General features: G+C 32.0%; 16 protein-coding genes. 14 read left to right on the top strand and 2 right to left on the bottom strand.

What is annotated here, in order from left to right:
• Position 1: 1 nt before the first annotated feature.
• Complete coding sequence (locus IPJ23_10265) at positions 2-841, bottom strand: phosphatase PAP2 family protein (GenBank protein ID MBK7631061.1); 840 nt, start codon at positions 839-841, stop codon at positions 2-4.
• A 126-nt stretch (positions 842-967) separates the two neighbouring features.
• Here IPJ23_10265 and IPJ23_10260 point away from each other — a divergent pair, with 126 nt between their 5' ends.
• On the top strand, positions 968-2,653 hold the full coding sequence (locus IPJ23_10260; GenBank protein ID MBK7631060.1) for a glucose-6-phosphate isomerase: 1,686 nt from the start codon (positions 968-970) through the stop codon (positions 2,651-2,653).
• A 47-nt stretch (positions 2,654-2,700) separates the two neighbouring features.
• Here the strand turns inward: IPJ23_10260 and IPJ23_10255 are convergent, their stop codons facing one another.
• Complete coding sequence (locus tag IPJ23_10255; protein MBK7631059.1) at positions 2,701-3,222, bottom strand: hypothetical protein; 522 nt, start codon at positions 3,220-3,222, stop codon at positions 2,701-2,703.
• A 143-nt stretch (positions 3,223-3,365) separates the two neighbouring features.
• On the opposite strand from IPJ23_10255, the gene IPJ23_10250 reads away from it, so the two are divergent.
• From IPJ23_10250 to IPJ23_10190, 13 genes are all read left to right on the top strand, one after another.
• Positions 3,366-3,683, top strand: coding sequence for a winged helix-turn-helix transcriptional regulator (locus tag IPJ23_10250; GenBank protein MBK7631058.1), 318 nt, complete (start codon positions 3,366-3,368; stop codon positions 3,681-3,683).
• A 15-nt stretch (positions 3,684-3,698) separates the two neighbouring features.
• The gene (gene arsM / locus IPJ23_10245; GenBank protein ID MBK7631057.1) at positions 3,699-4,487 is read left to right on the top strand and encodes an arsenite methyltransferase; all 789 of its coding nucleotides are present in this window, start codon (positions 3,699-3,701) and stop codon (positions 4,485-4,487) included.
• On the top strand, positions 4,484-4,915 hold the full coding sequence (locus tag IPJ23_10240; GenBank protein ID MBK7631056.1) for an arsenate reductase ArsC: 432 nt from the start codon (positions 4,484-4,486) through the stop codon (positions 4,913-4,915). Before arsM ends, IPJ23_10240 begins: the two co-directional genes overlap by 4 nt.
• A complete protein-coding gene (locus IPJ23_10235; protein MBK7631055.1) occupies positions 4,912-5,157 on the top strand; it encodes a thioredoxin family protein in 246 nt (81 codons plus the stop codon). Before IPJ23_10240 ends, IPJ23_10235 begins: the two co-directional genes overlap by 4 nt.
• A 3-nt stretch (positions 5,158-5,160) precedes the next feature.
• On the top strand, positions 5,161-6,204 hold the full coding sequence (locus tag IPJ23_10230) for a permease (protein ID MBK7631054.1): 1,044 nt from the start codon (positions 5,161-5,163) through the stop codon (positions 6,202-6,204).
• Positions 6,205-6,210: 6 nt separating this feature from the next.
• A complete protein-coding gene (arsB, locus tag IPJ23_10225; protein ID MBK7631053.1) occupies positions 6,211-7,293 on the top strand; it encodes an ACR3 family arsenite efflux transporter in 1,083 nt (360 codons plus the stop codon).
• Positions 7,294-7,332: 39 nt separating this feature from the next.
• Positions 7,333-7,992 (top strand): hypothetical protein, encoded by a 660-nt coding sequence (locus tag IPJ23_10220; GenBank protein MBK7631052.1) that lies wholly within the window; start codon positions 7,333-7,335, stop codon positions 7,990-7,992.
• A 3-nt stretch (positions 7,993-7,995) separates the two neighbouring features.
• Complete coding sequence (locus IPJ23_10215; GenBank protein MBK7631051.1) at positions 7,996-8,235, top strand: thioredoxin family protein; 240 nt, start codon at positions 7,996-7,998, stop codon at positions 8,233-8,235.
• A gap of 1 nt (position 8,236) precedes the next feature.
• On the top strand, positions 8,237-8,605 hold the full coding sequence (locus IPJ23_10210) for a thioredoxin family protein (GenBank protein ID MBK7631050.1): 369 nt from the start codon (positions 8,237-8,239) through the stop codon (positions 8,603-8,605).
• Positions 8,602-9,306: a cytochrome C biogenesis protein gene (locus IPJ23_10205; GenBank protein ID MBK7631049.1), complete on the top strand. Its 705-nt coding sequence runs from the start codon at positions 8,602-8,604 to the stop codon at positions 9,304-9,306. The genes IPJ23_10210 and IPJ23_10205 overlap by 4 nt, the downstream gene beginning before the upstream one ends.
• A 149-nt stretch (positions 9,307-9,455) precedes the next feature.
• On the top strand, positions 9,456-9,863 hold the full coding sequence (locus IPJ23_10200) for a hypothetical protein (protein ID MBK7631048.1): 408 nt from the start codon (positions 9,456-9,458) through the stop codon (positions 9,861-9,863).
• A complete protein-coding gene (locus tag IPJ23_10195; protein MBK7631047.1) occupies positions 9,863-11,518 on the top strand; it encodes an NAD(P)-dependent oxidoreductase in 1,656 nt (551 codons plus the stop codon). The genes IPJ23_10200 and IPJ23_10195 overlap by 1 nt, the downstream gene beginning before the upstream one ends.
• A 212-nt stretch (positions 11,519-11,730) precedes the next feature.
• Positions 11,731-13,341 (top strand): peptide chain release factor 3, encoded by a 1,611-nt coding sequence (locus tag IPJ23_10190; protein MBK7631046.1) that lies wholly within the window; start codon positions 11,731-11,733, stop codon positions 13,339-13,341.
• The last annotated feature ends 96 nt before the right edge of the window (positions 13,342-13,437 follow it).

Here is a 13,437-nt window from a genome sequence, read left to right as displayed (position 1 = left end):
ATTAAATTTCTGATTTTAAAGTTTTGTTAGCGTTGTTTATTAAGAATAGATAAGAAATAATCATTGCAAAAGCTCCAAACAAAACATCTGAAGTAAAATGAGCTCCAATTACAACTCGGCTTGCGCAAACTGCTAAAGCCCAGCTAATAATTATTCCCTTTAAAATTATTCTTTTGTAAAAAGCTTTATCTGCAAAAAAAACGAATAGCGCTAACATCATAAAGCCCATTGAAGCATGTCCGGAAGGAAATGATTGGTTTCCTGTAATCCCTTGCGGCAAATACCAGGGTGTAAAATTTGAATAATAATCTACCAAATCTCTAAAACGAATTCTTCCCCAAAGTATTTTTATTGGCTGAACAAAAAGAACATATCCATAGAAAAACATTTTAAATGATATGCGTGAAAACAAAATTGCTTTTTTGGAAAAGTTATGTCTTTTTCTAAACAGTAATGAAAGCAAAATATTTGATGTAACTGCACAAAGAAAAAAATATTGAGGATAGTTATTAAAAAAATCTGTCTGGTTTGAAAATCCATAGGATAAAGCCCAAAGAATATAGACAGAAAGCAGCGACCCAATTGTTAATAAAAACCCAGTAAATAAAATAGTCTTTATGTTTGATGACGTACGAAGTGTTACAATATAAATATGTACCCCCATAAGAATCACAAAAATACCCGGCAACTCACCATACTTCTCAAGAAATATTGCCCATCCTGAATGTGGATTATATAAAGTTATTGATATTAATAAATCGGTTGATTCTAAAAGGAATGCCGCTAATATCCAAATCAGAATAAAATAATAAGCTATAGTTTTGTTTGATCTCTTCTTCAAAAAAAATCTCTTAAAGTTTATAATAATTTAATGATTGAGGCACAAAACAACTAATCAATATTATTTAGCAAAAATAATCTGATTATATTTAATTCAGTTATAAAATATTATATGAAAGGAAATGAAATGTCATTTAATTATTCAGTAGGTAAACATTCTAAATCGATTGATGAGGCAATAAAAAAACTAAATAATGAAAATGTTATTGATAGAATTTGGGAAAAAGATTTTACTGTTTGGAGTAATGATCCAACTGAAATTTCAAACAGGTTAGGCTGGCTTTATAGTGTTGATGTGACAAGTAAATCTTTAAATGAAATAAATGATTTTGTTGATGAAGTTAGAAATGCGGGATACACACATGCATTATTAATGGGAATGGGGGGCTCATCATTGGCTCCTGAAGTTTTTAAATTAACATTTGGAATCGAGGACGGATATTTAGATTTAGCTGTGCTTGATTCAACTCATCCGGAAGTTGTGATGAACTATGCGAAGAAATTTAACCCCGCAACAACCTTGTACATTGTTTCAACAAAATCAGGTGGCACTGTTGAAACATTTTCTTTTATGAAATTCTTTTATAATTATGTTTCACATATCTTAGGTAAAGAAAATGGAGGAGTACATTTTGTTGCAATTACGGATCCCGGTAGCGGATTGCAGAAAATTGCAGAAGAATTAAAGTTTAGAAAAATATTCTTTAATGATCCAAATATTGGTGGAAGATTTTCGGCACTTTCACTATTTGGGATTGTTCCTGCAGCTTTGATTGGAGTTGATGTTGAAAAGATTTTATCAATTGCAAAAGATGAAACAATTAATTGTAAAAAATCCGGCAAGGATATTTCAGAAAATATTGCTGCAATTGCAGGAACAATAATTGGAACTTTAGGACAAAGGGGGATTGATAAACTAACATACATTATATCACCAAAATTTTTATTTATCGGTGCATGGATAGAACAGTTAATTGCAGAAAGTACTGGAAAAGTTGGAAAAGGAATTTTACCTATTGATTTAGAATCGATTGAATCTCCGGAGTTTTATTCTGATGATAGATTATTTGTTTATCTAAAATTAAAAAACGATGATACTTATAATGAAAAAATTGAAAAATTAAAATCTGCTGGATTTCCAATCCTTGAGTTTGAACTTGAATCGATCTATGATTTAGGTAAACAATTTTTTCTTTGGGAATTTGCAACTGTGGTTGCTGGATGGCTAATGCAGATCCAACCTTACGATCAGCCAAATGTTGAGCAAGCCAAAGTTGTTGCGAGAAAAATGATGACTGAATATCAGGAGAAAGGAAAGCTACCGGAGTTAATCCCAGCAATAGAAGAAAAGGGAACAAAGGTTTATGGAAATATAAAGGTTAAGTCAATTGAAGAAGTTTTACAATCTTTTCTGACTGATTGTAGGGGCGGAAAAAATTACGTTTCTATCCAGGCATATCTAACCCCAAATGATGAGATAACAAAAGCACTGCAAAAACTTAGAACATCAATTCAGAAAAAATATAAAGTTGCAACCACACTTGGTTTTGGTCCAAGATTTCTTCATTCAACAGGGCAACTACATAAGGGCGATGCTGGTAACGGATACTTCATTCAATTTACATCAAGTATTGAAGAAGATTTACCAATCCCTGAAAATCCCAGGGAAGAAAAAACATCAATCACTTTTGGGATTTTAATTAAAGCGCAAGTGTTAGGTGATAGACAAGCATTGCTGGATAACAAGAGAAAAGTAATTACAATCGATTTAGGGGGTGAAGTTATAAATTCGTTGAATTTTTTGAAGTTATAAATTATAATTTAAGCTGTAATAGTTGCTATAGTTGCTGTTACAGCTTTTTACTCCCTGTTATAAATCCCCAAAATAATTCCAAGAGCAAGAGACCAAAGAGCAGCTAAACCGATTTGGAATTCTTTTGGTAATATAAAAGTGATTGTGTGGGCTGGAATCCAAAACCATAAGAGTGAATAAAAACCTTTATCAATGTTTTTCCAATTGTTTTGTTTCGATATCAGGTTATCGAGTACTCGATGCATAATTACAAGAAATGGCCCAAACTGTAAATTCATAGAAGTTGAAATTGCAAATGATTTTCCAATTCCAGCTAAGTCTGGTAAATCATTATGAGCGATTAAGCTTTCAACAAATCCATTAAAACCAACAAACGCATATTTAATAAATACCGCAAGTATTGCCCATTCTATCATTTTTAAAAAAATTATTTTTGTTTTGTATGGATTGAAAATTCTTTTTTTGATTATCCAATACGAAACTATATCACCCAAAGTTCCTAGAATTGCAAATTGAATCATTGCAGAAATAATTGGATAAGCTTTTACATATTCCATGTACCAATTCATTGTAAGTCTTTTTATAGATAATATTAAAATTAACTCGAGAAAATTAACTGATTTAATTTATAACCCAAATAATAATTTATAAGGGTTGATTTTATTGTTTTGTCTATCGTATATTTACGATGAACGATTAAGGAAATATTTAAATGGCACTTTCTAAAAAAGAGGAATTCAAATCAGAGGATATCTGGCTAGCGGATGTTGCCAAGGCCCTATCGCACCCTGCACGCATAAGGATATTAAAAATTCTAACCGAAATGAATGTTTGTATGTGCGGTGATATTGTTGATTTACTTCCCCTTTCTCAGTCCACCGTTTCTCAACATCTAAAAGAACTTAAACGTGTTGAATTAATTCAGGGTGACATAGATGGACCGAAAGTATGCTACTGCGTGAATAATAAAACACTTCAGAAAGCAAAAAAAGAATTAGATAAATTATTTAATCAAGTTTGTGTGTGTTGAAAAAGGAGAATTAAAATGAATGATCAAAAAGATTTAAAAGAACTTGTAAAAGAAAAGTATGGTGAGATTGCAAAATCATCTTCATCTTGTTGTGGTCCATCAAATAAAATTGTTGGTTATACGGTTATGAACGATGAGTACACTTATTTAGAAGGTTATATTGCTGATGCAGATTTAAGTCTAGGTTGCGGATTACCAACTGAGTTTGCGGGGATTAAAAAAGGAGATACTGTTATCGATTTAGGTTCTGGTGCTGGTAATGATGTATTTGTAGCAAGAGCCATCGTTGGTGAAGAAGGTAAGGTAATTGGTGTTGATATGACTAATGAGATGATTGCAAAAGCAGAACAGAATAATTCTAAACTTGGTTATAAGAATGTTGAATTTCGTTTCGGCGATATAGAAGACTTACCTTTAGCAAATAATCTGGCAGATGTGATAGTTAGTAATTGTGTTTTGAACCTTGTTCCTGATAAAGAAAAAGCATTTAGCGAAATTTACCGTACACTAAAACCCGGTGCGCACTTTTGTGTTTCGGATATCGTTATTAAAGGTGAGTTGCATCCTGAATTAAAGAAATCCGCTGAGATGTATGCTGGCTGTGTTGCCGGTGCTATTCAGCAAGAAGATTATTTGAGTATAATTAAAGATGCAGGGTTCATTTATCCAGAAATTAAAAAAACTAAAACGATTGAATTGCCAGATGAAGTATTAAACAAATATCTCAACGCAACTCAATTAAAAGAGTCCAAAGAAAAGCAATTTGGAATTTTTAGTATTACCGTCGTTGGATACAAAAAATGAGTAAAAGAATCTTAATTCTATGTACCGGAAATTCCTGCCGTAGTCAGATGGCGGAAGGTTTTTTGAAATCGTTCGATGAAAAGCTTGAAGTGTTTTCTGCTGGAACAAATCCGGCAGAAAAAGTAAATCCATTTGCAGTTAAGGCTATGCAAGAAATTGGAATTGATATCAGGAATGGTATGGCTGAAAATGTTGATAAATATCTTTTACAATCTTTTGATTATGTGATTACAGTTTGTGATAATGCAAAAGAGACTTGCCCTGTTTTTATAGGTAATGTTAAACATCAACTCCATATAGGATTTGATGATCCTGCTGATGCTGTTGGAAGTGAAGAAGAAATCATGCCGGTTTATCGCAGAATAAGGGATGAAATCAAAAAAGATTTTTACAATTTTTATAAAAATAATTTAAGCGAGAAAAAATGAATATAATAAAGGTATACGGCAGCGGTTGTGCAAATTGCAAAAAACTTGAAGCAATGTGCATCGAAGTTATTCATGAGCTTAATGCTGATGCTTCAGTTGAAAAAGTGACTGATATTCAGGAAATAATGAAAACCGGAATTTTATCAACGCCTGGACTTGAGATAAATGGTAAAATGATTTCGAGTGGAAAACTTCCAACTAAATCAACTTTAGTTCATTGGATTCAGGATAATATCAATTAAGTAATCTTAAAAAATAATATTATAAGTAAAGTGAAAAATAAATTATTACTGCTCTCATCTTTTCTAATAGTTTGGATATTGCTTTATCTAAATCTAAATACTATTACTGATTTTATTATTTATTCAATTATTGGTTTAGAAAAAAACACACATCTAACAAATGCAATTTGGTTTTTCATTTTTGAAGTACCAAAAGTAATTATGTTGCTTATACTAGTTGTCTTTGGAGTTGGTATAATACGCTCATATTTCTCACCAGAAAGAACAAGAAAAATACTTGGAGGAAAATCATTGTTTGCAGGAAATGTTTTAGCAAGTTCGTTAGGCGTTGTTACACCATTCTGCTCTTGTTCGGCAATACCTTTGTTTCTAGGATTTGTGCAGAGCGGGGTTCCACTTGGAGTTACATTTTCTTTTTTAATTGCTGCCCCAATAATAAATGAAGTTGCACTTGTTTTACTCTTTGGGCTCTTCGGATGGAAGACAGCTTTATTATATGCATCAACAGGATTGTTGATTGCAATAACTGCTGGATATGTAATTGGAAGATTAAAGTTGGAAAAATTTGTTGAGAGTTGGGTTTATGAAACAAAAGCTAATATGGTAGAGTTTACAGAAGAAAAATTTTCTTTTGCTGATAGAATTGATACAGGTATAATAGCCGTAAAAGAAATTGTAGCAAAAGTTTGGATTTATATTGTTTTGGGTATTGCAGTTGGAGCAGGTATTCACGGATATGTTCCCGAAAATTTTATGGCTTCGCTTATGGGCAAATCAGCGTGGTGGTCAGTTCCACTTTCTGTTTTAATTGGTATTCCAATGTATTCAAATGCTGCTGGTATAATTCCAATAGTTCAAGCACTTTTAGAAAAAGGAGCTTCATTAGGAACTGTTCTAGCATTTATGATGAGTGTAATTGGATTGTCATTACCTGAAACAATTATCCTGAAAAAAGTTCTCAAGATTCAGTTGATAAGTATTTTTATAGGAGTGGTTGGACTAGGAATAATAATAGTTGGATATTTATTCAATTTTATATTTGCGTAAGAAATTATGAGCACGTTAACAAAAAAACTTTCATTCTTAGATCGTTACTTAACGTTGTGGATATTTCTTGCAATGTTTGTTGGCGTTTTTTCTGGCTACTTATTCCCTTCAGTTGTTAATTTCTGGAATTCATTCCAATCTGGTACAACAAATATTCCTATTGCAATTGGTTTGATTTTAATGATGTATCCGCCGCTTGCAAAAGTTAAGTATGAAGAATTGCCTGACGTATTTAGAAATGTAAAAGTGCTTTCACTTTCGCTTGTTCAAAACTGGATTGTTGGACCAATACTAATGTTTGCACTTGCTGTAATATTTCTTCAGGATTATCCTGAATATATGGCGGGATTGATATTGATTGGTCTTGCTCGCTGTATTGCAATGGTTATTGTCTGGAATGAGCTTGCTAAAGGTGATACTGAATACGCAGCAGGATTGGTCGCATTCAATTCAATATTTCAGGTACTGTTCTTTTCGATTTATGCTTATGTATTCTTAACAGTTATACCATCCTGGTTAGGTCTAAAAACTTTTGCTGTTGATATATCAATCGGACAAATTGCCGAAAGTGTTTTCATCTACCTCGGTATTCCTTTTCTTGCTGGAATGATAACAAGATTTGTAGTCCTAAAATTAAAATCCAAAGAATGGTATGAACAAAGGTTTATTCCCAAAATTTCTCCTATCACTCTAATCGCATTGTTATTTACAATTGTGGTAATGTTTTCATTAAAAGGCGAATATATTGTAAAGATTCCATTGGATGTTGTAAGGATTGCAATACCGCTGGTAATTTATTTTGTTGTAATGTTTTTTGTTTCGTTTTATATGGGAAAGAAAATTGGTGCAGATTACAGTAAAACTGCAACACTTTCGTTCACCGCAGCCAGTAATAATTTTGAACTGGCTATCGCTGTTGCGATAGCAGTCTTTGGGATTAACAGCGGAGAAGCATTCGCTGCAGTTATAGGTCCCCTTGTTGAAGTTCCTGTTTTAATAGCTCTTGTAAATGTTGCACTTTGGTTACAAAAAAAATATTTCGGAAAAGTTGAAGAAGGAACAATTAAAGCTATGGATATTTGTCCGTAGTAGTTCGTAAAACTTTATATTATTTCTAAGGGGAAATGTATGACGTTAAATTTTAAGTTACTGGTGTTTGTTTTTATAGCAGTCTCAATAAATATTTGTTCTCAAGTCTATGAATCAATTGAGAAGTCAGCAGCAAAGTATTTTATTAATCTTTCAAATAAAGATTCCAATTCAGATACTGATTTATTTAAACTGAAAGAAGTACTTTTCAGGAATTATAATAAAGCAGAACTTGAAAGTAAATATCAAACTTCAATAATCGATTTTGATAGTCTGAAAAGTCGTTTTAATAAATATGAAACTACCATAAAAAACATTTCTCAAGATTCTGCCTTGGTCCTTTTCAACCAATGGTATCTTCAATTCTCTAACACTTTTTATAATTATGCTGATGAAAAATTCTTTTCATCAAATAAAATTAAACTCTTATTCTTCAGTGCAACGATGTCTTGTTATTGTACACTTGAAATGTGTAAAAAGCAGACGATTGAAATATTAAATCTTGCAAAAGAAGAAAATCTAGATTACTGGATTGTTGATTCATACGAACACAATGAATTGCAAATAAAGAACGAAACATTTTTTGCGCCATCAGTAGTTGTGTTTGATGTAAGAAATGAAACACTTCTCAAAATTGAATATGATGAAAACTTACTTTCCAAACTCAGTGAGTTTATTAAAACAAAAATAAAAGGATAAAAAATGATTTCAGTTAAAATACTTGGCAGTGGTTGTAAAAAATGTCAGAATCTTGAAAATAAAGTAAGAGAACTTGTTACCACAAATAACATTGATGCAAAGGTAGAAAAAGTTACAGATATTCAAGAAATGGTTAGATACGGAATTATGATGACTCCAGGACTAATTATTAATGAAAAAGTTAAGAGCTATGGCATTGTTCCTAAAGATGATCAGATAATTACATGGTTAAAGGAAAACTGAAATGAAAAAATATTTTATTCTATTATTTGTACTTGGTTTATCAATAAGTGGGTTACCACAAAATAGTACAAAACCAAAAGTTACTTTTGTTGAACTAGGATCCGTTAATTGTATTCCATGCAAGCAAATGCAACCTGTTATGAAAGCCATTGAAGAAAAATATGGTGAACAGGTTAAAGTAATATTTTATGATGTTTGGAAAGAACATCAGAAAAAATATTCAAAGCAATATGGAATAAAATTGATTCCAACTCAGATTTTTCTTGATGAAAATGGCAAAGAATTTCATCGCCACGAAGGATTTTATCCTGAAGCAGAGATAGATAAAATATTGCAAGGTAAAGGATTAAAAGAGAAAACTAAAAAATGATAGAAGAAATTTTCACTGTATTAAGCACAGCACTCTATGAAAACTATTGGATAGCATTGCTTGCATCATTCGGTTGGGGTGTGTTGTCTATACTTTTATCACCCTGCCACTTGTCAAGCATTCCACTTGTTGTAGGATTTATAAGTTCACAAGGTAAAATTTCAATAAGACAAACTTTTTATATCTCGCTAATCTTTTCAATTGGAATTTTAACTACTATTGCCGCAATCGGAATTATCACGGCATCACTCGGTAGATTAATGGGAGATGTTGGTGCAATAGGTAATTATCTTGTTGCAGGAATCTTCTTTTTGGTTGGACTTTATCTGTTAGATATAATTAAGTTTGATTGGAACTCCTCAGCATTAAAGCAGACAAAATCTAAAGGATTATTTGCTGCATTAGTTCTTGGATTACTTTTTGGTATTGCCCTTGGTCCTTGCACCTTTGCATATATGGCTCCGGTACTTGGAATCGTTTTTCAAACTGCACAAACTAATTTTACTTCTGCAGCAATTTTACTCCTCGCATTTGGGATAGGACATTGTTCAGTAATTATTGGGGCAGGCATTTTAACAAAAAAAGTTCAGCAATATTTAAACTGGTCGGAAGAATCAAAAACAATATTGTGGGTAAAAAGAGTTTCTGGGGTTCTGGTTATCTTAGGTGGAGTTTATCTTCTTTATTTAACTGGTATGTAATTAAAATTTGAAACTAAATCTATTCTAGGTTTCTTCTCGGCAATTTATCTGCCAATTCTCAAATTTTCCAAAAGTATACAAATGCTTGAAGGCAAATTATATAAAAGGTAAATTTAATTCAGAGAGTTAATTAAGTTGGCATTTTTATTATGAACCTAAAAGTAGTTAGAATACTTACGGTTTTTTTGTGGTTGGTTGCCCTTCATTCCTTTCTTGTTGGAATCGGTCTTGTTGTATTGCCTTCATCTGTATTTGAACTTCTAGGATTTAAGTCAACTTTCGATAGATTTTTTTCGACACAGGGCGGAGTATTTCATATTGCGATGGCTTTTAGTTATGCAATGGCTGCATACGATTTGAAGCGCTTTAAGCAGCTTATTGTTTTTTCTATATTAGTAAAATTTATTGCAACAATTTTTCTTCTCCTCTACTTCATAATTGCAAGCTCACAATTGCTTATAGTTTTCTCGGGAATTTCAGATTTTGTTATGGGTTTAGTGATTTTGCTTTTATATAAAAAACTAAATCAAGAAATGTATTTTAACTTGGATAACTAATGAAACAACTACCCTCAATAGTTATTACAGGTGCCAGCGGATTTATTGGAAGTTACTTAATTGATTATATTAAAGAAGATTTCAAAATATTTGCAATTGCAAGACGTTCGAGAAAAGAAGCTAACATTCCTTATCATCCAAATCTATCTTGGCTGCAATGTGATATTTCAAATTGGACAACACTTAGTGAAGCAGCAAATTATATAAACAAACAAGGCGGTGCTGATTTTGTAATCCATCTTGCAGCATTTTATGATTTTACTTACAAAGAAAACTCTGCATATAAAATTGTTAATGTTGATGGAACAAAGAATATGTTAGAATTTTCTACAATAGTTGAAGCCCAAAGATTCATTTTTGCTAGTTCTATCGCCGCTTGTGAATTCCCATCGAATGGAAATGTTATTACTGAAAAAACCATTCCCGATGCAGATTATCATTATGCAATAAGTAAAAAGTTAGGTGAGGAATTAGTTAAAAAATATTCAGATCGATTTCCTTGTACAGTAATCAGATTTGCTGCTGTTTATAGTGATTGGTGTGAGTTTGCACCTCTTTATAAATTTTTATCAAGCTGGCTCTCAAAAAAACTTGAGTCTAGAATAATTGCTGGTAAAGGCGAGTCCGCTATTCCCTATATTCATATTCGAGATCTTTGTTATATAATTAAGATAATTATCGACAAGACAACTGAAATTCCTAAATATGAAATTTATAATGCAAGTCCTCAAGGCTCGACATCCCATAAAGAAATTTTTGAAATTTCCACACGATACTTTTTTGGTGAAGCAATAAAACCAATAAGTCTACCTAAGCTTTTAGCATATCCTGCTTTGGTTTTAAGGAAGTTGTTGGGATTCTTTCATCTTACAAACGAAGAACCGTTCGAGCGTTTTTGGATGATAAAATATATTGATAAAAAACTCGATGTTGATTCTTCCTTAACCCAATTAGCGCTTAATTGGCAGCCAACGGCAAGATATCATTTAACAAGAAGGTTATTGTTTCTTTTGGAAAAAATGAAAAGTCATCCGGATGAATGGCGCGTAAAAAATGAAGCAACTTTAAAGAGAATCGCACGCAGAGCAAATCTGATGATCTATGAAAAAATGATTGAACAAAAAGATGTAATACTATCAAAAATCACTGAAATTATCATTAATGAAAATCCGAAAGGAATATTTAGTAGATACAAGGTAATGCCCCTCAATGATTTTCAATGTTATATGAGCGCATTATATCACCTTCTATTAGCAACAATACGAAGCAGCGATAGAAGTTTGCTTCTTAATTATATCGATGATATTGCTATCAGAAGATTTGCCGAAGGTTTTGAACCGCAAATATTATGCGGAACTTTGAAAATATTTAGTGATGTAATTATTAGTCATCTTAGCGCATATAATGAATTAAGTAAGATTAAGCAGGAGTTATATGATAATATTGGGTTATCATTCCAACTTGCTCAAGATGAAATTGAAGATTTGTATGACAATCTTGTAAAGAAAATGCCATTTGAAATGATATCAAAACCATCTCTTCTGCCCGATTGCAAAGAACTTCAAAAAATGATACATCAGCTGAGTGCATTTTATCAAGTATCCCCAGAAGATTTTAATTTATCAAACGAGGAACTTCAGAATACTTTGAAATAGTTAGTTAACATTAAAATTTAAAGTAAGTTTTTAATCAGTTTTAGAAAGAATTAATTTGAGGATAAATATAATGTCAAAATCAATTTCACTATATTTGTAAAATCATGTTTAAGAATAAAAATTATTAGCTTGCATTTCAACTTCATTTAGACTTTTTAACAAGCCGACTGTATTATTTATCCAAACTAATTTGAAATTAAAAGAAAATTATAATGAGTTTTATTAAAGAAATTAAGAACCGAAAAACATTTGCAATTATAAGTCACCCTGATGCTGGTAAAACAACATTGACCGAGAAATTACTTTTGTTCAGTGGTGCTATTCAAATTGCAGGTGCTGTTAAATCAAATAAAATTAGAAAAACTGCAGCATCAGATTTTCAAGAAATTGAAAAGCAGAGAGGAATTTCAGTTTCCACATCTGTACTTAGCTTTAAATACAATGGCATAAATATTAATCTCCTTGATACCCCTGGTCATAAGGATTTTGCTGAAGATACTTATCGAACTTTAACAGCTGTTGATAGCGTTATTCTTGTTATCGATTGTGTTAAAGGTGTGGAAGAACAGACAGAAAAACTTATGAATGTTTGTAGAATGCGGAACACACCTGTTATTGTTTTTATAAACAAGCTTGATAGAGAAGGTAGAAATCCAATTGAACTTCTTGATGAGATTGAAGCAAAGCTTAATATTAAAGTAAGACCACTAACTTATCCAATGGGAATTGGAGTTAGCTTTAGAGGTGTATATAATCTTTATGCAAATTCTTTTTCATTTTTCAAAGCGAACAAGCAGAGGATTGAAGATGAAATTGAAAAGTTTAATGGAGTTGATGATCCAAAACTAAAAGAATATTTCGGAGATGATGCATTAATACTTAAAAATGATATTGAGCTTATCCACGGAGCTTATGAAACTTTTACTATTGAAGATTATTTAAATGGAACTACGGCTCCGGTATTTTTTGGCAGTGCAGTTAATAATTTTGGCGTAAAAGAATTGTTAGAAAGCTTTGTTACGATTGCTCCACAACCTCTACCCAGAGAGACAACTATGGGTATGATTAAACCGGAAAGTGATAATTTTTCCGGATTCATTTTCAAAATTCACGCAAATCTCGATCCCAAACACAGAAACAGAATTGCATTCTTAAGAGTTTGTTCCGGAAAATTTGAGAGAAATAAATTTTATCATCACGTTAGATTGAACCGTGATATTAAATTTCCAAATCCTGCTTCTTTTATGGCACAGGATAAAACGACTATTGATGAGGCTTTCCCTGGTGATGTGATTGGTCTTTACGATGTTGGAAATTTTAAAATCGGGGATACAATAACCGAAGGTGAAAATTTTATGTACAAAGGGATTCCAACTTTTTCACCAGAAATATTTAAAGAACTTCATCTTGAAGATCCATTTAAATCCAAACAATTGAACAAAGGTATTTTACAACTTACTGATGAAGGACTTGCGCAAGTTTTTATTCAGAATAATGGAAGCAGAAAAGTTGTTGGTACTGTGGGTGATCTTCAGTTTGATGTGCTTGAATATAGACTACTAAATGAATATGGAGCAGCATGTAGATTTAGACCTTTAAACTTTTACAAAGCTTGTTGGGTTATTTATGATAAGGAAGAGGATATCAATGAGTTAACAAGAATTCGTTCGCACAATTTATTTTTAGATAAACATAATAAATTGGTTTACCTTGCCGAGTCATCGTATTCAGTAATAAGTGCTCGGGAAAAAAATCCAAAAGCCAAATTTTTATTTAGCGTTGAGCATAATACACAAACTCATGAGCTTGAAGATGAGGAGTAGCCCCTGATTTATCATTGCGATCCCGATTCGATCGTGAGAAGTAATCTGTTCTAAAAACTTGGCAGCTCACTTCATCCCTCTGGAATTCGTGAGGAC

Source organism: Ignavibacteriales bacterium (assembly GCA_016709765.1).
Lineage (GTDB): Bacteria > Bacteroidota > Ignavibacteria > Ignavibacteriales > Ignavibacteriaceae > IGN3.
Note: the sequence above shows the minus strand (reverse complement) of the source record. Positions and strands in the feature narration are given on the sequence as shown.